This is a genomic window from Gaiella sp., assembly GCF_039915195.1.
Taxonomy (GTDB): Bacteria; Actinomycetota; Thermoleophilia; order Gaiellales; family Gaiellaceae; genus Gaiella.
In genome coordinates, this window is record NZ_JBDSNT010000101.1 from 1 (window position 1) to 19,928 (window position 19,928).

A 19,928-nucleotide genomic window follows, 5' to 3' on the forward strand; every position below is an offset into this window, starting at 1 on the left:
CGGAGGGAGCATTCGGTGATCGGAGCGCGCGCCTCACGTTCGATGCGATCGAGCGCGGGCGCGTGCCCGCGGGGCTGCTGCGGGCTCCGCTCGAGATCCGCGGCCGCCGGGGAATCGACCTCGCCCCTATCGACGTCGTAACGGCGGAAGGCTCGCTCCTCCTGCACAGCTTTCTCTGGCCGGGTTCGACCGAGCGGGGAGCACGGCTCGACGCGGCGATCGCGACGTTCCTCGACGCCCCGTCACGACCCGAGCTGCTCCAGGGTGACTACGTCGATCTCCTGCCCGAACTCCTGGCGCAGCGATCGCCAGACGCGCTCACGGTCGTGTTCCAGACGGCCTCGACGGGGTATCTCGAGCAGGAGCGCTACAACCTGTTGCGTGCGTCGCTCGAAGTCGCAGCCTCCGACGGTCGTCCGCTTGCCTGGGTCTCTTCCCGGAGGCGGGAGGAGCGGGAGTCCATGGACGAGGAGAGCTTCTGGGAGCTCGAGCTGCGCCTCTGGCCCGCTCCCGCGCGACTCGTGGCACTCGTCGACTTCCACGGCAACTGGATCGACTGGGTCGGCTAGGTTCCCGAGCGTGGACGACACGGTCAACTCCGCACTCGCGTCGGACGGGACGATCGACATCACGACGGTGGGTGCCCGGAGCGGCCTCCCCCGAACGACCGAGATCTGGTTCCTTCATCTCCAAGGCCGGACGTTCATTACCGGGACGCCTGGCCCTCGTTCCTGGTACGCCAACATGCTCGCGCACGAGCGGTTCACGTTCCAATTCAAGGAGTCGGTCGAGGCTGACGTCGAAGCACGCGCCGTGCCTGTCCTCGACGAGCCCACGCGTCGCTGGGTCTTCTCGCAACCGCACGCCTGGATCGAGTGGTATTGCAGGGAGGCAGCGCTCGACGATCTCGTCGCGGATTCGCCAATGGTCGAAGTGTTTTTCGAAGGCGGCGCGACGTGATCACGTCCAAGGACAACCCGCGGCTCAAGCTCGTTCGGGCGCTACAACGCAAGAAGGAACGCGAGGAGGCAGGCCTGTTCGCGTGTGAGGGTGAGGATCTCTGCGATGCCGCGCTCGCGGCGGGAATCGAGCCGGTCGACCTCCTCATCGCCGGTGAGAACGTCGAGGCCGAGCTGCTCGCCGGTGTGTCGACCCTGCCGCACCCGCCGCGCGTGATCGGAATCTTCCGACGTTCCGACCTCCCGGCTGGCGTGCGGACGACGTGCCTCGCGCTCTGGCGCCTCGGCGATCCGGGCAACGTCGGCACCTTGATTCGCTCGGCCGACGCGTTCGGTGCCGGCGTCGCTCTGTCGGAAGGGTGTGCCGAGCCGCTCTCACAGAAGGCGCTTCGGGCAAGCGCGGGAGCGATCTTCCGCGTACCGCTCGTCTCGTGGGACGAACGCCCGGGCCGTCAGGTCGCTCTCGACGCGAGCGGAGCGATGGCGCTCATGGACGTCGACCTGACCGCACCGGTGACGATCGTGCTCGGAGCAGAGCGGGCGGGACTCCCCGACGAGATCCTCGCCGCGTGCGACACGGTCGCAGCGATCCCGATGCCGGGCGATGCCGAATCGCTCAACGTTGCTGCAGCGGGCGCGATCGCGCTCTACGAGCTCTCGCGCCGCTCCGCCTGATTGCGCTCGGCCCTACCAGGCGCCGCCGCCACCCCCGCCACCGCCTCCTCCTCCACCACCAGAGAAGCCGCCACCGCCACCGCCGGAGCCCGACGACGGAGGTGCGAGCGCGGATCCGAAACCCGACGCAAGGTCGCCGATGCCCATCGACGAGGCGCCTGATCCGAGGTTTCCGCCGGGTGAGATCCAGTAGATCGCGGACGCTGTGGCAAGCTCCTGAGGCATAGCAAGATGGGCAGCTTGCAAGACGCGATCCGCGATGCCGAACGCAATACCGTAGACGAGTAGACGCTCCCAGAGTGCAAGCGTGGCGGGTGGAGCTTCATGTAGGCGGGGGAAGTCGGTGAGGTAGCGACGGAACGCCTCCCAGCGCTCGGCCTCGACCCCCGCCGCGCCTGACCGGCGCCGCCAGAGCTTGCGCTGCGTGAGGGCTCCGACGACAATCGCCGCGTTGAGGAGCGTCGCGACGGCGAATCCGCCGAGCACGACGTCGCTCCAGCGTGGATAGACGCTGCGCCAGCCGTCGGCGGCGAGGTAGATCAGGAGAGCTGCGAGCACAAGCAGCACGAGGAGGGCGGCGGCAAGTGCGGCCGCCCCACGCGAGATGAACCAGGCGCGGTTGTCGACGGCCGTCGAAACGTTCGCCTTGAACGCGGTGAAGTGCTTGCTCATCGACTCCCGGTCGCCCTCGATGCGCTCCCTGAAGCGTGAGAGGTGCTCAGGTCCGTCGTCGATCACGCCCTCGACGACACGCACGACGGCGTTCTCCCAGGGTTCGAGTACCAGCCCCTCCTTCGTTCCGGCCGAGATCTCGAGGTCCGAGATGCTCTCGGTGCGCAGGCCGCCCCAGATCGCCCGGTCGGTGACCACCGGCTTCGACGTGAAGACGCCTCTGCGGATCAGGTCGAAGAGCGTCGCCGTGAACTCGAACGACCCGGCCTCTCCTCCCTGGCGCACGAGGATCGGGACGAGCGCCGGCTCGGTGTCGGTCGGCGGCTCCTGCTCGTACTCGCGGTCGTAGCCACTCTTTAGCTCCCGGCCGTAGAACCAGAAGACGGCACCGACGATCAGGAGCGCCGGAATCACCCCGAGTAGGGCAAGGATCAGCACGTAGCGCAGCGGGTGCCGCTTGGCGTTCTCGATGCGCTCGCTGTCCTTCTCGAACGCGGCCGCATCGGCCTTCTCGGCGCCGATGATCTCCGCAAGGCCGTCGCCCTCGGCAACGCGCATACCTAGGGTGGAGTTGAACGCAGAACGCGGGAACACGGTGCGTAGCTCGACGAACTGCCCCGCCGGAACGTCGACGGCGCGGAGCACAGCTCGATTCCCCGCGAACTGCACGTCGCCTCGGACGTAGACGGGGTGGCCCCACGAGCGGAGGATCTTGCCGGGTCCGGCTTCCGTCGCGGTGAGTCTCCCGAGAGACTCGTTCCACTCCGATCCCCAGACCTTCAGGTTGACGTCGACAACGTCGTCGTACGAGACCGCGACGCCCCTGAGGCGGTAGTGCACGACGAACGTTCGGAGCTCGTCGCTCGCCTGAAAGTGCCAGACGACACGGGCGTTCCCCGGGCCGATCACTGTTCCGAACGTCTCGGGCACATCGGCGCAACCGAGATCGGTGCAGCCGCCCGGTCGGTAGCCGCGTCCTTTTTCGCTCACGCGGATCTGGTCGACCCTCTCGCCTGCCCGTAGGGGAATATCCCGGTAACCGCCACTGAAGGATCCGCTGAACGCGTACGTGATGAACTCGTCGACGACGATGCTGCCGTCCTTCGTCACCTGGATCGCGACCTGAGCCTGCGGTAGCGTGAAGGACTTCGCCTCGGCCACTCCCGCAAGCGCGAGGGCCGCAAGCGTTACTGCGAGGAGGGCGTTAGACGCTCGGAGGCGTGGGCGCATCGCCGGCCGTGGGAGCTGCCGGTGCCGCCGGTGCGTCCGGCGCGAAACTCACGGTCGGCACGTCGCGATCGGCTGCATCCTCGACCTCGTAGAACTCGCGTTTCGTGAAGCCGAACGGGCCGGCGATCAGAACGGCAGGGAAGACCTGGATCGCGTTGTTGAACGTCAGCACGGTGTCGTTGTAGACCTGGCGGGACACGGCGATCTTGTCCTCGGTGTCGCGGAGCTGGTTCTGGAGGTCGAGGAAGTTCTCGTTCGCCTTCAGATCGGGATACGCCTCGGCGACGGCGAACAGCTTTCCCAGGGCCTGCGTGAGGAATCCCTCGGCCTCTGCCGCCGCGGCAGGTCCCTGCGCGCCTGCTGCCGCAGCGCGTGCCTGCGTGACTGCCTCGAATGTTCCGCGCTCGTGTGCCGCATACCCCTTGACCGTCTTGACGAGGTTCGGGATCAGGTCGCGGCGCCGCTTGAGCTGCACCTCGATCTGGGCCCAGGCGTTGTCGACCCGGTTCCGTTTGGTGACGAGGCCGTTGTAGAGCGCGATCAGGTAGATCGCGAGCAACACCACCAGGCCAAGAATGATCCAGACGACAATCATGAACGGGAGACTACACGGTCTCCGCTTTCCTCCGGCAGATCCAGATCATGTCCTCGTCGCCCTGGTACGGCCGGCGATCGAACCACCCATAGAGCCCGGCAATGTCGAACCCTGCCTCGTCGATGAGGCGGCGCCACTCGATCGCGGATAACCAGTGGAGATCCATCGACGCGGCCGATTCGCCCGAGCGCACCGAGAGACGAAGCGTTCTGGTCGCCTCGTCCCAGTCCGCCCGCTCGAAGATGTTCTCCTCGCGCTCGAGCCAGAGGCCGTTCGTCTCGGCGATGTCCTCGCTGCTCGGCGCAAAGACATCGAAGACCAGGTGCCCGTCGGGCTGGAGCAGATCATGGGCGGCGCGGAGCGCCCGCAGCTTCTCGTCCTCGTCCGCCATGTGGAGGAGGGAGCGGAATGGACAGATCACGAGCGGCACGGTCTCGTCGACCGGCGGTTCGCGGAGATCGCCGACGCGGAGGTCGAGAAGATCCGAGACGCCGTGCTCCTCGCCGAGTGCGCTCGCGACCGAGAGCATGCCGGGGGACAGATCGACCCCGATGACGCTGATTCCGGTGCGCGCGATGGGGACGGCGATGCGACCCGAGCCGACGGCTAGCTCGACGACCGGCCCACCGGAGCGCTTGGCCTCGTCGACGTAGAAGGCGATGTCCTCGACCACGGACGCGCTCCACGGGTCGTAGATGCCCGCGATCGAGTCGTAGAGCGCCACGAGGGGAGTGTACGGACGCTCCCGATCCCGTCCGGCCCTGCTGACTGCATTGGTACGCTCGGCCCGTCATGGATGCCGACGCACTCGAGCGGGAGGGACTGGCTGCTGCCGCCGCGGCTGAGTCAGCCGACGCGATCGAGGTCGTGCGCGTCGAGTACCTCGGACGTAAGAGCGCGCTCAAGCAGGCGCTCCGCGAGGTACGCGACCGCGAGACGGGCATGGCCCTCAACGCTGTCCGGGAGCGTCTCGAGGCGGCGATCGACGCACGCGAATCCGAACTGGCGCGCGCCGAGCTCGATGCCCGGCTGACCACCGAGCGCGTCGACGTGACACTGCCCGTTGGCGGCTACAGCCGAGGCAAGCTCCACCTGATCACGCAGATTCGCCGAGAGGTCGAGGACGTCTTCCTGGGCCTCGGCTACAACGTCGTCGATGGCCGCGAGGTCGAGAGCACGTACTACAACTTCGACGCTCTCAACTTCCCGGCCGGCCACCCTGCTCGCTCGCCGCTTGCGACGCTCTTCGTCGACGAGAAGACGGTGCTGCGAACCGAGACATCACCGTCCCAGGTGCGGACGATGGAGGCGCAGGAACCTCCGATCTACATCGTTTCGCTCGGCCGGACCTACCGCCGCGACACGCCGGACGCTACCCATTCGCCGATCTTTCACCAGGTCGAAGGGCTCGCAGTCGACGAGGGCATCACGCTGGCCGATCTGACCGGCACGCTGGACTTCCTGCTGCGCAAGCTGTTCGGCGAGAACCGGCGTACCGAGTTCCGCACCCACTACTTTCCGTTCACGGAACCGTCGATCGAGGCGTATGTCTCCTGCCATGTCTGCGATGGCGACGGTTGCCCCGTGTGCCGTCACTCCGGCTGGATCGAGGTGGGTGGTGCCGGGATGGTCGATCCGAAGGTCTTCGAGGCAGTCGGATACGACCCCGAGCGCTACAGCGGCTTCGCTTTCGGCTGGGGCCTCGAGCGCATCGCGATGCTCCGACACGAGTTCCCCGATCTGCGGGAACTCTGGCGTAACGATCTCCGCTTCTCGAGGCAGTTCTGATGTGCAGTCCTGAGTTCATATGCAGGAAGCCCCGTAGGGGACTGGCGCAGCCTGTCCCGCGGCCGGATGCACAGCTCACATGCCTCTCGGGCATGCCGACGCATCCGGTCCGGGTGAGGCACACATGAGAGCCCCCCTCTCCTGGCTGCGCGAGTACGTCCGCGTCGATGCGACCGCCGACGAGATCGCCCGGCGGCTGAACGTCTCGGTGCTCGAGGTCGAGCGCGTTATCGAGATCGGCGTCGAGGACGTCGGAGAGAACCTCTCGTACCTTCGGGTTGGCAGGGTCGTCGAGGCCGCGAAGCATCCGAACGCCGACAAGCTCCAGCTGTGTCAGCTCGACGTGGGGGAGGGGGACCTGCGCCAGATCGTGTGCGGCGCCTGGAACTTCGGCGTCGGTGCGACGGTCGCGGTGGGCCTGCCCGGCGTGCTCCTTCCCGGCTTTCCGGCACCTCTCGACGAGCGCCCTCTACGAGGTGAGTTGTCCCGCGGGATGATCCTCGCCGAGGACGAGATCGGCCTCGGGTCGGACCACGACGGAATCATGCTCCTGCCGGACGGAATCGAGCCCGGAACGCCGCTCTCCGACGTGTTGGCGGTGCGCGAGCAGGTTCTCGACTGCACGACCACGATGAACCGCGTCGATCTTCTCTCGATGGTCGGTCTTGCCCGCGAGGTTGCGACGCTCTGCAACGGCGAGCTTCTGCCCATCGACGTCGAGGACGCGGCTATCGTCGGCCCCGGACACGTCGATGTCAGGATCGACGATTCCGTGGGCTGCCCACGCTACATCGCGCGGGTGCTCGGGGGCGTTTCGGTCGGGCCATCACCCATGTGGCTCAGGGCCCGCCTGCATGCAGCGGGGATGCGGTCGATCTCGAACGTCGTCGACATCACGAATTACGTGATGCACGTCTATGGCAGTCCGCTGCACGCGTTCGATCGTGCGAAACTCGACGGCGGTGGGATCCTCGTCCGCCGCGCGGCTGCGGGCGAGGAGCTGACGACCCTCGACGGCACACGAAGAAAACTCGACGAGCGAGACCTGCTGATCACCGACGGTACGAAAGCCGTGGCGCTCGGCGCGATCATGGGCGGGCTCGAGAGCGAGATCTCCGACTCGACGACGGAGATCCTGCTCGAGGCCGCCAACTTCGAGCCCATCGGGATCCTCCAGACCTCCGAACGGCTGGGCCTGAGGACGGAGGGCTCGAACCGGTGGGAGAAGGGCGTCGATCCGCACATGGCCGAGCCGGCCGCCGTTCTGGCGACCCGTCTTCTCGTCGACCTCGCGGGTGCGGAGTTGATCGGTGCTGCTGACGTCCACTCTGGCCTGCCAGAACGCCCTGTCGTGCGACTCAGGCCGGAGCGAACCAACCGAATCGTCGGACTCGACGTCGCGGAGGTCGAGCAACGCTCGATTCTGGAGCGCCTCGGCTTCGAGGTCTCCGATGCGTGGGACGTGACCGTTCCCACCTGGCGGTCCCGCGACGTGACGCGCGAGATCGACCTCGTGGAGGAGGTCACGCGCGTCGTGCTCGATCGCGTTCCTCACACGATGCCCCTTCGCCGGTCGGTCTCGGGTCACCTCTCGCGGGAGCAGCGATTTCGGCGCGTCGTCGAGGACGTTTTTGTCGGCGCGGGGTTCAGCGAGGCGTACACCTGGAGTCTCGTCGCGACCGATCCTGCCCCCGGCGTGTTGCGGCTTCCCGATCCGATGAGTGGCGACCAGGCGCTTCTACGAACGACTCTGCTCGAGGGCCTTGTTGCTGCGGCTCGCGAGAACCTCGATGCGGGGAACGACGGGATTGCCCTGTTCGAGATCGCGCGCGTCTACCTGCCGGCCGAAGCGGGTGGTTTGCCGGATGAGCGCTGGAAGGTCGGTGGCATCGTTGAGGGAGGCTTCGAGGCGGCGCGCGGTGCTCTCGAGGTTCTCTACGACGCCTTGCATCTCGAGCTCCGGCCGACGCGGACAACGGCGCCGTATCTGCACCCGGGGAAGGCCGCTTCGACCGGGGCGGGCCGGCTCGGTGAGCTGCACCCCGCGTTGCTCGACGGCGCGTGGGGGGTCTTCGAGCTCGATCTCGTCGACCTGACTGCGCCGATTCCGGAGAGGATCCTCTACGCCGATGTAATCACCTTCCCGCCTCTGCGCCAGGACATCGCGGTCGTTGTTGGCGAGTTGGTCGACGCAGCCGCGCTCATCGACGCAATTCTCGAGGCCGGCGCGCCCGAGTTGCGCGAGGCTCGGGTCTTCGATGTCTACCGCGGCGACCAGGTCGGAGAAGGACAAAAGTCCGTCGCGATCCACCTCTCGCTCCAGGTGCCCGACCGAACGCTGTCCGACGATGACGCCGCGGTAGTACGCGACCGTGTCGTCGCGGCGCTCGCCGAGCGGTTCGACGCGGAACTGCGCGGCTGAAATCCACTTGCCCCCCTCTCGCGTAGGAGAGTCGATGACCCGTCTTCGTCTCGTCGCAGCATCCGCCGTCGTCGCTCTCGTGCTCGTGGGCACGGTCGGTGCCGTTGGCTCGCCGTTGAACGGCTCGGTAGGCCCGGGGTTCACGATCTCGCTCACGGACGGATCGGGCGTCCGGGTCACGCGCCTCGATGCAGGAGCATTCACGCTCACGGTTGACGACGAGTCCGAGGATCACAACTTCCATCTCCGAGGGCCGGGTGTCGACGTCTCCACGGGGATCGATACGACGGGCTCGACGACGTTTGCGCTCGACCTCGTAAACGGCAAGTACACGTTCGTCTGTGACCCGCATCCCGGCCAGATGAGCGGGTCATTCGCGGTCGGCGAGGTGGCCCCGCCGCCGCCCACGGCGAAGCCGCCGGTGCGCCTCACCCTGACCGTGACCGCGAAGGCCGTGAGCCTCGCAACGCCTGCAGGGAGGCCTGTGAGGGCCCTTACGATCGGCCCGGCAGTGATCACGGTGCGCGATCGATCTGCGGTGCGAGGCGCAAGGCTCGTGGGCGCCGGGGTGGGTCGCTCGACAACGGTCAGGTTCGTCGGCACCGTGACCTGGAAGGTCAAGCTGGCTGCCGGCACGCTTCTGTACGGGAGCGACGCTCGCAAGCCCGTCCTCAAGGGCGGCCGCGTACCTGTGTCCTGACTATCTGGGGGAACGGGCTCGGGTGCAGGCCCGGCATCACGACCGGTACGTCGGATCCGCTGAACACGTCTTCGTGCAGCACTCCTGAACGCCGGCGCACGCGAGCAACACGGCGGTCACGAGCCGGGTCGGTGCCAGACCGACACGTGTTTGCGGCTCTCGCGCGTGAACGGTGAGCGGTCCCAGTCCCCCCAGCGTTCGTGCAGGGTCAGGCCGGCGATGCGCGCCATGAGGTCGAGCTCCGCGGGCCAGACGTAACGGAACGGAACCGAATTGAGCCGGGTCGTGTAGTGATGCGAGATCAGACCCTGATTCGCAACGTCGTATTCGTCGATGCCGACGTGCGTCGCGTTCACCTCGAACGGGACGTAGCGCTCGCCGGGCGGCAGTCTCCGCAGGTCAGGGATCATGACTTCGATGACGAAATAGCCGACCCGCTCGAGGTGCCGGGAGACGTTCTCGAAGCATGCGACCTGAGCGTCCTGCGTCGTCAGGTTCATGATCGTGTTGAACACGAGATAGGCGAGTCGGAACGTCCCGTCGACCCGAGTGGTCGCGAAGTCTCCGATCGTCGTGCTGATCCCGGCCCCGTCCGGCTTCGCGCGCAGCCGTGCGACCATCGCCTCCGAGAGATCGATGCCGTGCACGGGCACGCCTCGCCGCGCGAGCGGGATCGCGACGCGACCCGTACCGATGCCGAGCTCGAGCGCTGCTCCGTCACCTGCGAGCTCCGCGAGGAAATCAACCGTGGGGGTGACGAACTCGCCGGTGAACATCGGGCCGTCGTCGTCGTAGCTTGCTGCGACGTCTTCGCCGAAGTAGTCGTCCATCACAAGAAAGCGTACGCCACCACCGGGCGGCTGGCCGAGATGACCTACAGCTGGCGCGCGTCCTCGTCGCTGTCGGGGAGACCGAGGTCGCCCCTTCCGTGATGACGCCGTGGGCGACCGCAACGCGTGGGTTCAGGCGCCCGACGGAATGCAGCTGACGCGCTTCGGTTCCGAAGTGGGCGCGCTGGCTACAGCGTCTTGCCGCCCACGAGCCATACCGGCCCCTGGGTGTCGACGTTGAACGCGTCGGAGAGAACGCGAAGCACACGTGTCGTGCCAGCGATGCCCTCGGAATCGACGCGCTCGAAGCAGCGACGCGCCATGGCTGGCGAGACGCCGTAGCCCGAGCGACCCGAACAGCGGAACGTGAAGACGAGACGTTGGCCGCTGCGAGCCGGGTTCATCGGCGCGCAAAGGAGCGCGGCACGATCGAGCAGCGTGCTCGACTCGATCTCGAGCTCGCACAGCAGATCCGTCCAGTCGGAAGGGAGTGGCGCGAGTGCCTGATCCCAGCTCGCCGCGACGGAACCCGACGGACGCTGCGCCTCGCGGGTCGCGTCGGCAATCGGCGCGGCAACCGCTTGCACGCTCGACGGCTCGATGCGGCACCAGATCCGATCGCGATCGAGACGCTCGAACAGCCGCAATGCGGTCTGCCGGCCCTGCGGGCCGGCGCTGCTGCGGACGTGGAAGACGAGCGTGTCATCGACTCTCCCGACGTTGATCGAGCCGAGCACTTGCGCCGCGCGGGGAAGATCGCTCGACTGCTCGGCCGTTAGCGTCAGCCGGACGTCCTCCCAGTCGGGCGGGAAGTCTGCCTCCATCGCATGCCACTGATCGACGAGCTTCATCGACGATCAGCATAATGACCCTGATGCTTTCGGATGCAGAAGAGCTGTTCGCCTCGACGGTGCTCTCGTAGTGGCGACCGAGGTCAAACTTCCCCGACTCGGGCAGGGAATGGAATCGGGCACGATCGTCCGCTGGCTCAAGGCGGAAGGCGACGCCGTCAAGGCCAACGAGCCGCTCTACGAGCTCGACACGGACAAGGTGACCCAGGAGGTCGAATCGGAGGTTGCGGGCGTTCTCCTCAAGATCGTCGTCCCGGAGGGTGAAACCGAGGTCGGCACGACGATCGCACTGATCGGCAACGACAGCAACGACGTGACCGTGCAGGCAGCGTCGAGCGTCGGCGGAGGGGCGGAGGCCGCTCCCTCCGAAGCACCCGCCGCAGCCGAACCCGAGCCAGACGTGCCCACCTCGGCAGGCAACGGCTCTGCGCCCGAGTCTGTGGCGGCCACGCCCGAGCCTGTAGCGGCTGCGCCCGAGCCTGTAGCGGCTGCGCCCGAGTCCGTCACGGCTACGCCCGAGTCCGTCACGGCTACGCCAGGCGCCCGTATCAAGGCCTCGCCGCTCGCACGGCGGATAGCGCGCGAGCGTGGGCTCGAGCTGTCAGCGATCGCCGGAACGGGCCCTGACGGCCGGATCCTCGCCGAGGACGTGGAACGCGCCCCCGCCGGAGGGTCAGCGCAGCCAGCGGCTCCGGCATCCATCTTGCCCGCGAGTGGCGAAATCGAGGTGATCCAGCTCAGCACGATCCGTAAGACGATCGCGCGCAGGCTCACCGAGGCGTGGGCCGCACCGGTGTTCCAGCTCGGTGTCTCGATCGACATGTCCGAGACGCTGCACCTGCGCGAGCAGCTCGTCGCGCGGCTCGCCGAAGGCGACACGAAGCCGACCGTCAACGATCTCCTCACCAAGTTCGTTGGAGTTGCGCTGCTGCAGCATCGGGCACTGAACGCGACATTCATCGGCGACGAGATCAACCGTCACCCGAGCGCGCACGTCGGCATGGCTGTCGCTGCCCCGAACGGACTCGTCGTGCCCGTGATCCGCGATGCGGATCGCCGCAGCGTTCAGGAGATCGCCCGCGCGCGCGCAGATCTCGTCGGGCGTGCCCGCGACGGCAAGCTGACGTTGCCCGACATGGAGGGCGGCACGTTCACGATCTCGAACCTCGGCATGTTCGGTATCGAGCAGTTCGTCGCCGTACTCAACCCGCCCCAGGTTGCGATCCTTGCGGTTGGCGCCGTCAAGGACACCCCGGTCGTTGTTGACGGCGAGATCGACATCGCGCCGATGATGCAGGTCGTGCTCACCTGCGACCACCGCGCCATCGACGGCGCCGACGGTGCGCGGTTCCTCCGCACGCTCGTCGCACTCGTCGAGCAACCTGCGCTCGCGCTCTAGGCCGAGCCGTGGCCGTTGTCGTACGCAGGGGCGGGGCACAGGATGTGCGGTTCCTGCGCGACATGCTCCACCACGCCTACTACTGGAAGGAACGGCAGCCCGACGCCGGTCCTGGCCCTGTGCAGCTCTACGTCAAGGCGTGGGGGCGTCCGGGGGATACGGCGGTGATCGCCCTGCTCGACGGCTTTCCCGTCGGAGCGGCCTGGTACCGCCTCTTCACGAGCGAGCCCGTCGGCTACGGATTCGTCGACGACACCACGCCTGAGCTGGCTGTGGCCGTCGTACCCAACGCCCGCGGGCTCGGGGTCGGGAGTGCGCTGATGCGTGCGCTCCTCGACCGGGCGAAGGAAGACGGCTACACGGCGCTCAGCCTGGCGGTCGATCGCCACAACGAGGGTGCGATTGGGCTCTACCGCCAGTTCGGCTTCGGCCAGGTCGCCGAGGCACCGGACTCCCTGACGCTCCGGCTCGAGCTGACATGAGTACGATCGGTGAACAGGCAATTGACGAAAGGGTGAAGCGTGGAATGTGACGTCGCAGTCCTCGGGGGCGGCCCGGCCGGCTACACCGCAGCAATTCGCGCTGCGCAGCTCGGCGGCAAGGTCGTCTGCATCGAGCAGGAGCCGGAGCTCGGAGGCACGTGCCTCCGCGTGGGGTGCATTCCCACCAAGGCCTGGGTTCAAACGGCGCACGCACTGCACGACGCCCGTGAGACCTTCGCGAAGCTCGGCGTTGGCGTCTCGGAACCTCAACTCGACTTTCCGCAGGCCGCAGCGTGGAAGGACGGTGTCGTTGCCCAGATGACAGGCGGCGTTGCCGGGCTGCTGAAGGCGAACGGTGTCGAGTGGGTTCGCGGCACAGGCCGGTTCACGAGCGCGACCTCGATCTCCATCGAGGGTGGGGAGGACGTGACGTTCAAGAGTGCGATCGTCGCGACCGGGTCCTACCCGATGCGGCCCCCGATCCCGGGGCTCGACTCGCCACGGTGCGTCGATTCGACCGGCCTGCTCGGCCAGACAGCGGTTCCGCGTCGCCTCGTCGTGCTCGGGGGAGGAATCATCGGCTGCGAGTTCGCATCGATCTTCGCCCACTTCGGCAGCGAGGTGACGATCGTCGAGATGCTCCCGACCCTGATCCCGCAGGAAGACGAGGACGCTGCGAAGGAGCTGAGGAAGGCGTTCAAGAAGCGGGACATCGCTATGCACCTCGAGAAGCAATGCACCGGGGTCGACGATCTCGGGGATCATCTTGTCGTGCATTTCGGCGACGGCGAGTCTGTCGAGGCCGATCTCATGCTCGTGGCCGTCGGGCGGGCGCCGAGCGTCGAGGGCCTCGGGCTCGACGAAATCGGCATCCCCACAGATCCCCGAAGCGGGATCGCCACGGACGACCACATGCGCACCGCGATCCCGACGATCTTCGCCGCAGGTGACGTCGCGGGCCGTTGGCAGCTCGCCCACACGGCATTTCGAGAGGGGGAGATCGCAGCGGAGAACGCCATGGGGCACGAGTCCGTGCTCGGCACGCCGTCCGTTCCTCGCCCCATCTACACCGACCCGGAGATCGCCGGAGTGGGTCTCACCGAGGCGCAGGCCCGGGAGCGCTACGGAGACGCCGTCGCAGTCGGGGTCTTCCCGTGGGTCGCGAACGCACGAGCGGTCATGTCCGGAGCGACCACTGGCTGGGTGAAGTCGATCCACGAGACGACGTACGGCGAGTTGCTCGGCCTGATCATCGTGGGGCCGCACGCCACTGATCTGATCGAGGTCGGGGTCGTCGCGATCGATGCCGAGTCCACCGTAGAGACGATCGCGGACGGGATCGCGCCGCACCCGACGCTCTCCGAAGCGATCAAGGAGGCCGGTCTTGTCGCACTCGGCCGCGCCATTCACCTACCACCGAAGAGGCGGTAACCACCCGATGTTCGACTCCGCGAATTCACGCCGAAACGCTCTCATGATGTCGATCGGCTGGTGGTACGTGCGCCGGCTTGTTCGCCAGCGAGGAACCGCAGCCGTCGCCGGATTCGTCGCGGGCGAGGGGCTCTCGTTCGCACGTCGCCCACGTAAGCGCCATCCGCTGCGGTGGCTGGCCGCGATCGGACTCGTCTGCGGGGGAGGCCTGTTCTGGTGGCGTAAGAGGCAGGGTGGCGGCGACGACTGGGGAGACTGGGAGCCGGTTGCGCCGGTAGCACCCGTCGCCCCGATGCCGGCCGAGCCCGAGCCAACGGATCCTGCGCCTGTAGCGGATCCGACGCTCGTGACCGAGGCGAATCCGGCGGATCTCGTCACCACGTGAGCGACGGCGCGCGGTTCGTCCGCCCGACGGTCGAGGCGTTGCCGCGAAGCGATCCGGTCCCGCCGCCCGCACGCGAGGACGCGTCCCTCGGGCTCAATGAGGGCCTCTCGGGCCCGTTCCCGTCGGCACTCGCCGCGATCGCTGACGCTGTTCCCTCGCTCAACCGGTATCCGGGGAGAGGGTCAGACTCGCTCGTTGCCGCGCTCGCAGCCCGGCACGACGTCGTGCCGGCCCAGGTCATCGTCACGGCGGGTGCCGACGCGGGAATCGGCTACGTCTGCCAGGCGGTTCTCGATCCGGACGACGAGGCCGTGATCCCGTGGCCGTCATTTCCGAGCTTCCTCCGGGATCCGCAGAAGCGCGGTGCGATCCCCGTCGCAGTCCCGCTTCGGGATTGGGCTGTCGACCTTTTGGCGATGGCCTCGGCGGTCACCGATCGGACTCGCCTCGCCTTCGTGGCGACGCCGAACAACCCGACAGGGCTCGTTGCTCCTCGAGGGGAGCTCATCGAGTTCCTCCACGATCTTCCAGACACCGTGCTCCCCGTGATCGACGAGGCGTATTTCGACTACCTCGACCCGTCGTCGCGTCTCGACTCGATCGAGGAGATCGTGCAGCCAGGAGGAGACGCCGTCGTGCTGCGAACGTTCTCGAAGCTCTTCGGGCTGGCCGGACTCCGAATCGGCTATGCCGTCGGGCCGGAAGCGGTCATCACGGCAATGCGGAAGGTGCAGCGCGGTTACGACGTCGGGTCGCTCGCACAGGCTGCGGCGCTCGCAAGCCTCGCGGACGGCGACGAGGTCGAGCGGCGCCGCCTTGCCAACCGCGCTGCGGTCGGTGCACTTGTCGAGGTGCTCCGCGCGCACGGGCTGGAGCCGCTCGAGGGAAGCGCGACGAACTTCGTTCTCGTCGACCTGGGCGCAGATGTGGGACGACTCGCCGATGAGCTTCTCACTCGACGCGTCGCGGTGCAGGCGGGCGCGCCGTTCGGTGCTCCGACCGCGCTCCGGATCGGCGCCGGGTCGCCGTCCGACCTCGCCCTGCTCGACGCCGCTCTGCACCACGCGTTCGGCAGGGGACGTTAGGACGCTGTAAACCGGAGGCGATTCCGCCGGGGCCTCCGCTATCCTGCTTCCACGGGCGCTCGGCGCCCGTTTCCCTATGCGGACGACACTCAAGAGAGGCGTAGGACGCGGGCATTCCGAGACCGGCGACGGCAAGATGCAGCTGCCGCCGGAAGTCCTCGGCCCGATCGCGATCTACCGACAGCCAGAGCCACCCCGGCGGAGCCGACGATCCCTTGCGCTGACGATCCTCGGTTGGGCAGCGATGGTCGTCGTCGTGGCCGCATCGGGCGTCGCAGGCGGCGCCTACCTCTACCTCCACGAGACAGTGGCAGCCGTCGCGCCGAAGAGCACTGACGTGAAGGTGACTGCTCGGCGCCTCGACCTCCCGGTCGCAGGTCAGCCGGCCACCGCGCTCGTGATCGGCTATGACCGCCGAAAGGACGAGGGCGAGAATGCTCCGGCCCGCTCGGACACACTCATGTTGGTGCGCGCCAATCCGAAGAACGAGACGATCTCGCTGCTCTCGTTCCCACGCGACCTGCGAACCGAGCTCGTCTGCCCGGGGAAGGCGTCCTTCTCGGGCAAGATCAACGCGGCCTACGCGAACTGCGGTGCGAAGGGCGCGCTCGAGACAGTGCGCAAGCTCACAGGCGTTCCGATCAACTACCTGATCACCGTCAATTTCACCGGCTTCCGCCAGCTCGTTGACAAGCTCGGCGGCATCTGGATGGACGTCGACCGGAGGTACCTCAACACGCAGGGTGGGCCAGGCGGATACGCGACGATCAACCTTCAGCCTGGCTACCAGCGACTCGGCGGCTACCAGGCGCTCGACTTCGTGCGTTTCCGCCACACAGACAGCGATCTCTACCGCAACGCGCGTCAGCAGCTCTTCGTCAGATCGCTCAAGGATCAAGTTCGGACGAGCTTCTCGTTGCGGAAGCTGCCGAAGGTGATCAAGGTACTGACGAGCAACATCGAGGTCGCGCAGGGCGGCGGCCAGAACGTCACCGCCAAGACGGTCCTCTCGTACGCCGTGCTCGCCTACTCGCTGCCCCCTGGCCATGTCTTCCAGTCGCGCATCGACGGGCTCGAGGGGTTCTCCGACCTGACGACTTCGTCCGAGAACATCTCGACGGCCGTCCGTCAGTGGGCGAACCCGGACGTCGAGTCGCCGAAGAAGGCGACCGCAGTCGCGCTCGGGGAGAAGGTAAAGACGAAGGCGCCTCCCGCCAAGCAGACGTCGGTCACCGTGCTCAACGGCAACGGGGTCACCGGATCGGCGTCGAACGCGAGCTACCTGCTCGGGCAGCGCGGCTATCCGATCCTGACGCCGCCGAACGGCATCCCCGCCAACGCTCCGAACTTCTCGTTCTTCCGAACGGTCATCTACTTCGACACGGCGCAGAAGGGTGCGAGGGAGGGCGCGCGCAAGGTTGCCGCGCTCTTCGGCTCAGCCGACGTCAGGAAGGCGACGCCGACGATCAAGGCGCTCGCGAACGGCGCGATGTTGACGACGGTCGTGGGGCAGACGTTCCACGGCACGCTGGCCTCCGCGCCGGTCGATCAGACACCACAGAAGGAGCCGGCGAACGTCGTGCCGGGCACCTCCGCCTCGCTCGACCTCCTCCGCGAGCGGCAGTCGAAGGTCGACTTCCCGTTGATGGTGCCGACCGTGCTCGAGCGCTCGTCCTGGATCGACCGTGAGCGGCCGGTCCGGCTGTACCGCTTCGACGACAAGGGCAAGGATCAGAAGACGCTCCGCCTCACGTACAAGATGAGCTCGAACGACTACTGGGGGATCCAGCAGTCCAACTGGGATGACGCCGCCGTGCTGGGCAGCCGCAACTTTGTCCGGAACATCGGCGGCCGGCGCTACGAGCTGTTCTACAACGGGCCGCGCCTTCACATGGTCGTCCTTCGTCAGGGCGGAGCCGCTTACTGGGTCGTCAACACCCTCCTCGACCGTCTCCCCAACGAGACAATGCTCGCGATCGCGAAGGGCTTGCGACCGGTTTCGAAAATCCGGGTCCCGTAACGCGCGTCGAGTCCGCGCGCTACCCTCCGTCGGTCGTGAGCGCTCCTCCATCACGGGTTGCAGTCTTCGGTGCAGGGTACGTCGGCCTCGTCACCGGGGCCTGCTTCGCCGACCTCGGGCATACGGTCGTCATTCGTGACGTCCTCACCGATCGCGTGGAAGCGCTGCAGCGGGGCGAGATTCCGATCTACGAACCCGGGCTCGCCGAGCTGATCGAGGCGAACCGCGAGCGGCTCACGTTCACGACAAGCGTTGCGGAAGCGATAGAGGGGGCCGATTTCGTCTACGTCGCCGTCGGCACACCCCCGACCTACTCGGGTGACGCGGATCTCTCGGCCGTATGGATGGTGATCGACGAGCTGCCGGCGATCGACAGGCCCTGCATTGTCGTCATGAAGAGCACCGTGCCGGTCGGCACGGGCTTGAAGGTTCGTCACCGCCTCGACGCACGTGGCCTGACGCACGTCGGATACGCGTCGAACCCCGAGTTCACGGCAGAAGGAACGGCCGTCAAGGACTTCCTTCATCCCGACCGCATCGTTGTCGGTGCCTTCAGGGAGGACGACGGCGATGCGGTCGTCGCCCTGCACGGCGGCATCGAGGGGCCGGTTGTGCGTTGTGACGTCGCGTCGGCGGAGATGATCAAGCTCGCCGCCAACGCGGCGCTGATGACGCGCATCTCGTTCATCAACGAGATCGCGAACGTGTGCGAAGCAACGGGGGCCGACGTCGTGCGCGTCGCCGAAGGGATCGGCCTCGATCGTCGGATCGGTCCGAGCTTCCTCCGAGCCGGGATCGGCTTCGGTGGCTCATGCTTCCCCAAGGATTCCCTCGCTCTCAAGCAGCTTGCGGCCAACTCGGGCTACCACTTTCAGCTGTTGAACGCGGTGATCGAGGTCAACGAGCTTCAGAAGCGACGCGTGATCGGGAAGCTCCATAGCCACCTCGGATCCCTCCGAGACAAGCGGGTCGCATTGCTCGGGCTGGCGTTCAAGCCACACACCGACGACATGCGGGAGGCACCGAGCCTCGTGCTTGCCGGTCGCCTGCTCGCCGAGGGCGCAGACGTCCGCGCCTGGGATCCGGTCGTCGACGGTCGCGATCTGCACGGCGTCGAGATCGCTGCCACTCCCGAGGTTGCAGCCGCCGGGGCCGACGCGGTCGTGATCGTGACGGAATGGCCCGAGCTAACGACTGTCGACTGGGCGAGTGTTGCCGCGACGATGCGCACTCCGGTTCTCATCGACGGACGCAACCTCCTCGACCCCGCGCGAATGGAGGCCTCGGGCCTCCGGTACGAGGGCATCGGCCGGGCCGCCGAGGTCCGGGAGGGCTGATGGAGGCGATCGTCCTCGCCGGTGGGAAGGCGGAGCGGCTCGGTGACGCTGCTGCCGGGCGCCCGAAGTCGCTCGTTCCCGTCGGTGGCAGGCCGTTGCTCGCCTGGCAGATCGGCCGCCTCCGCAGGGTGGGTGTCTCGCGCGTGATCGTGAGCTGCATGGCCGGTCAGGAGGCGGATTTCGAGCAGGATCTTGCGGGCGCCGGCGTCGAGATCGTGTGTGCCGGTGAGCCCGAGCGCCTCGGACGCGGGGGAGCGATTCGCTACGCAGCGAGCTTTCGCAACGAGACGGGTAACGTACTGGCGATGAACGGCGATGAGCTCGTTGCTGTCGACTTCGCAGCTCTTCTCGCGCGCCACCGGGCCGCGAATGCGGCCGCGACGGTGACCGTCGCGCAACCCCTTTCGCAGTTCGGTCAGGTCGAGCTCGGTGACGACGATGTCGTGACCGGCTTCCACGAGGTCGCGCCCGTGCCGTACTGGGTCAACTGCGGCATCTACGCGCTGTCGGCCGCGGGGCTCGCTCGGTTCCCGGAGAAGGGCGACCACGAGACGACGATCTTCCCCGAACTCGTCGCGGAAGGCTCACTGCAGGCATTCCGCCACGATGGGCTCTGGTTGACCGTCAACACGCCGAAAGAGCTGCGACGCGCCGATGAGCACGTGACTGCGCACCCGGAGTGGCTCGCGTGACCTCTCCGTACGGGTTCGAACCACGCCGGGTCGACAAGCCGTGGGGGTACGAGCTGATCTGGGCGCACTCCGAGCAGTACGTCGGCAAGGTGCTGTTCGTTCGAGCGGGCCAGGCGCTCAGCCTCCAGTACCACGAGCAGAAGGACGAGTCGTGGCTCGTCCAGTCGGGCCGTGCGTCGCTCGAGCTCGGGGAGGTCGGCGGAGAGCTGACGGCCTACGAGATCGGCGAGGGTGACTGCTTCCGCTATCGCCCGGGCACGGTGCATCGCGTCACGGCGATCGACGACACGACGATTCTCGAGGTCTCGACGCCACATCTCGATGACGTGGTTCGGCTCGATGACCGCTACGGGCGGCCGGAACGCGACCTTTGAC

Annotated in this window: 20 protein-coding genes; 15 read left to right on the forward strand and 5 right to left on the reverse strand. The window is 67.3% G+C overall.

All coding sequences use genetic code 11. The annotated features are described in order from the left end of the window. The 3 genes from ABIR74_RS09985 to ABIR74_RS09995 form a co-directional block, all read left to right on the forward strand. Positions 1-569, forward strand: a 569-nt coding sequence (locus ABIR74_RS09985) for a DUF2332 family protein (RefSeq protein ID WP_348177614.1), incomplete at its 5' end; no start/stop codon positions are given. Positions 570-579: 10 nt separating this feature from the next. After that, a complete protein-coding gene (locus ABIR74_RS09990; RefSeq protein ID WP_348177616.1) occupies positions 580-960 on the forward strand; it encodes a nitroreductase/quinone reductase family protein in 381 nt (126 codons plus the stop codon). Continuing rightward, on the forward strand, positions 957-1,634 hold the full coding sequence (locus ABIR74_RS09995; protein ID WP_348177618.1) for an RNA methyltransferase: 678 nt from the start codon (positions 957-959) through the stop codon (positions 1,632-1,634). Before ABIR74_RS09990 ends, ABIR74_RS09995 begins: the two co-directional genes overlap by 4 nt. Positions 1,635-1,646: 12 nt before the next feature. Here the strand turns inward: ABIR74_RS09995 and ABIR74_RS10000 are convergent, their stop codons facing one another. The 3 genes from ABIR74_RS10000 to ABIR74_RS10010 are packed head-to-tail and all read right to left on the reverse strand — an operon-like array spanning position 1,647 to position 4,855. Continuing rightward, positions 1,647-3,536 (reverse strand): DUF2207 domain-containing protein, encoded by a 1,890-nt coding sequence (locus tag ABIR74_RS10000; protein WP_348177620.1) that lies wholly within the window; start codon positions 3,534-3,536, stop codon positions 1,647-1,649. Further along, the gene (locus tag ABIR74_RS10005; RefSeq protein ID WP_348177622.1) at positions 3,511-4,131 is read right to left on the reverse strand and encodes a LemA family protein; all 621 of its coding nucleotides are present in this window, start codon (positions 4,129-4,131) and stop codon (positions 3,511-3,513) included. The genes ABIR74_RS10000 and ABIR74_RS10005 overlap by 26 nt, the downstream gene beginning before the upstream one ends. Positions 4,132-4,141: 10 nt before the next feature. After that, positions 4,142-4,855, reverse strand: coding sequence for a class I SAM-dependent methyltransferase (locus ABIR74_RS10010; RefSeq protein WP_348177624.1), 714 nt, complete (start codon positions 4,853-4,855; stop codon positions 4,142-4,144). Positions 4,856-4,923: 68 nt separating this feature from the next. Between ABIR74_RS10010 and pheS the strand changes: the two genes are divergently transcribed. From pheS to ABIR74_RS10025, 3 genes are all read left to right on the forward strand, one after another. After that, positions 4,924-5,919: a phenylalanine--tRNA ligase subunit alpha gene (gene pheS / locus ABIR74_RS10015; RefSeq protein ID WP_348177626.1), complete on the forward strand. Its 996-nt coding sequence runs from the start codon at positions 4,924-4,926 to the stop codon at positions 5,917-5,919. A gap of 124 nt (positions 5,920-6,043) precedes the next feature. Continuing rightward, positions 6,044-8,341: a phenylalanine--tRNA ligase subunit beta gene (pheT, locus tag ABIR74_RS10020; protein ID WP_348177628.1), complete on the forward strand. Its 2,298-nt coding sequence runs from the start codon at positions 6,044-6,046 to the stop codon at positions 8,339-8,341. A 34-nt stretch (positions 8,342-8,375) separates the two neighbouring features. Next, complete coding sequence (locus ABIR74_RS10025) at positions 8,376-9,041, forward strand: hypothetical protein (RefSeq protein WP_348177630.1); 666 nt, start codon at positions 8,376-8,378, stop codon at positions 9,039-9,041. Positions 9,042-9,157: 116 nt separating this feature from the next. On the opposite strand, the gene ABIR74_RS10030 is transcribed toward ABIR74_RS10025, so the two are convergent. After that, entirely contained in the window at positions 9,158-9,871 is a 714-nt protein-coding gene (locus tag ABIR74_RS10030; RefSeq protein WP_348177632.1) for a class I SAM-dependent methyltransferase, read from the reverse strand. A gap of 188 nt (positions 9,872-10,059) precedes the next feature. Then, positions 10,060-10,722, reverse strand: coding sequence for a hypothetical protein (locus tag ABIR74_RS10035; protein WP_348177634.1), 663 nt, complete (start codon positions 10,720-10,722; stop codon positions 10,060-10,062). Between the two features lie 70 nt (positions 10,723-10,792). Here ABIR74_RS10035 and ABIR74_RS10040 point away from each other — a divergent pair, with 70 nt between their 5' ends. The 9 genes from ABIR74_RS10040 to ABIR74_RS10080 all read left to right on the forward strand — a co-directional run bounded on the left by ABIR74_RS10040 (position 10,793) and on the right by ABIR74_RS10080 (position 19,927). Continuing rightward, positions 10,793-12,121, forward strand: a complete 1,329-nt coding sequence (locus tag ABIR74_RS10040) for a dihydrolipoamide acetyltransferase family protein (protein ID WP_348177636.1) — start codon at positions 10,793-10,795, stop codon at positions 12,119-12,121. Between the two features lie 8 nt (positions 12,122-12,129). Next, positions 12,130-12,603 carry a GNAT family N-acetyltransferase gene (locus ABIR74_RS10045; RefSeq protein ID WP_348177638.1) on the forward strand — a complete coding sequence of 158 codons (474 nt, stop codon included), beginning with the start codon at positions 12,130-12,132 and terminating at the stop codon, positions 12,601-12,603. Between the two features lie 39 nt (positions 12,604-12,642). Continuing rightward, complete coding sequence (gene lpdA / locus ABIR74_RS10050; RefSeq protein WP_348177641.1) at positions 12,643-14,034, forward strand: dihydrolipoyl dehydrogenase; 1,392 nt, start codon at positions 12,643-12,645, stop codon at positions 14,032-14,034. 46 nt (positions 14,035-14,080) lie between these two features. Beyond that, a complete protein-coding gene (locus tag ABIR74_RS10055) occupies positions 14,081-14,419 on the forward strand; it encodes a hypothetical protein (protein ID WP_348177643.1) in 339 nt (112 codons plus the stop codon). Continuing rightward, the gene (locus ABIR74_RS10060) at positions 14,416-15,504 is read left to right on the forward strand and encodes a histidinol-phosphate transaminase (protein WP_348177645.1); all 1,089 of its coding nucleotides are present in this window, start codon (positions 14,416-14,418) and stop codon (positions 15,502-15,504) included. The genes ABIR74_RS10055 and ABIR74_RS10060 overlap by 4 nt, the downstream gene beginning before the upstream one ends. A gap of 76 nt (positions 15,505-15,580) precedes the next feature. Further along, positions 15,581-17,524: an LCP family protein gene (locus ABIR74_RS10065; RefSeq protein ID WP_348177647.1), complete on the forward strand. Its 1,944-nt coding sequence runs from the start codon at positions 15,581-15,583 to the stop codon at positions 17,522-17,524. Positions 17,525-17,559: 35 nt separating this feature from the next. Beyond that, positions 17,560-18,861: a UDP-glucose/GDP-mannose dehydrogenase family protein gene (locus ABIR74_RS10070; RefSeq protein WP_348177649.1), complete on the forward strand. Its 1,302-nt coding sequence runs from the start codon at positions 17,560-17,562 to the stop codon at positions 18,859-18,861. Further along, positions 18,861-19,553 (forward strand): nucleotidyltransferase family protein, encoded by a 693-nt coding sequence (locus ABIR74_RS10075; protein ID WP_348177651.1) that lies wholly within the window; start codon positions 18,861-18,863, stop codon positions 19,551-19,553. The genes ABIR74_RS10070 and ABIR74_RS10075 overlap by 1 nt, the downstream gene beginning before the upstream one ends. After that, positions 19,550-19,927 carry a cupin domain-containing protein gene (locus tag ABIR74_RS10080; RefSeq protein ID WP_348177653.1) on the forward strand — a complete coding sequence of 126 codons (378 nt, stop codon included), beginning with the start codon at positions 19,550-19,552 and terminating at the stop codon, positions 19,925-19,927. The genes ABIR74_RS10075 and ABIR74_RS10080 overlap by 4 nt, the downstream gene beginning before the upstream one ends. Position 19,928 lies beyond the last annotated feature (1 nt).

What these genes read in the sequence shown, in the direction of transcription:
- ABIR74_RS10000 (WP_348177620.1), bottom strand. Translation starts at nt 3,536, where the DNA reads ATGCGCCCACGCCTCCGAGCGTCTAACGCCCTCCTCGCAGTAACGCTT.
- ABIR74_RS10005 (WP_348177622.1), bottom strand. Translation starts at nt 4,131, where the DNA reads ATGATTGTCGTCTGGATCATTCTTGGCCTGGTGGTGTTGCTCGCGATC.
- pheS (WP_348177626.1), top strand. Translation starts at nt 4,924, where the DNA reads ATGGATGCCGACGCACTCGAGCGGGAGGGACTGGCTGCTGCCGCCGCG.
- pheT (WP_348177628.1), top strand. Translation starts at nt 6,044, where the DNA reads ATGAGAGCCCCCCTCTCCTGGCTGCGCGAGTACGTCCGCGTCGATGCG.
- ABIR74_RS10025 (WP_348177630.1), top strand. Translation starts at nt 8,376, where the DNA reads ATGACCCGTCTTCGTCTCGTCGCAGCATCCGCCGTCGTCGCTCTCGTG.
- ABIR74_RS10030 (WP_348177632.1), bottom strand. Translation starts at nt 9,871, where the DNA reads ATGGACGACTACTTCGGCGAAGACGTCGCAGCAAGCTACGACGACGAC.
- ABIR74_RS10035 (WP_348177634.1), bottom strand. Translation starts at nt 10,722, where the DNA reads ATGAAGCTCGTCGATCAGTGGCATGCGATGGAGGCAGACTTCCCGCCC.
- ABIR74_RS10055 (WP_348177643.1), top strand. Translation starts at nt 14,081, where the DNA reads ATGTCGATCGGCTGGTGGTACGTGCGCCGGCTTGTTCGCCAGCGAGGA.
- ABIR74_RS10065 (WP_348177647.1), top strand. Translation starts at nt 15,581, where the DNA reads ATGCGGACGACACTCAAGAGAGGCGTAGGACGCGGGCATTCCGAGACC.
- ABIR74_RS10075 (WP_348177651.1), top strand. Translation starts at nt 18,861, where the DNA reads ATGGAGGCGATCGTCCTCGCCGGTGGGAAGGCGGAGCGGCTCGGTGAC.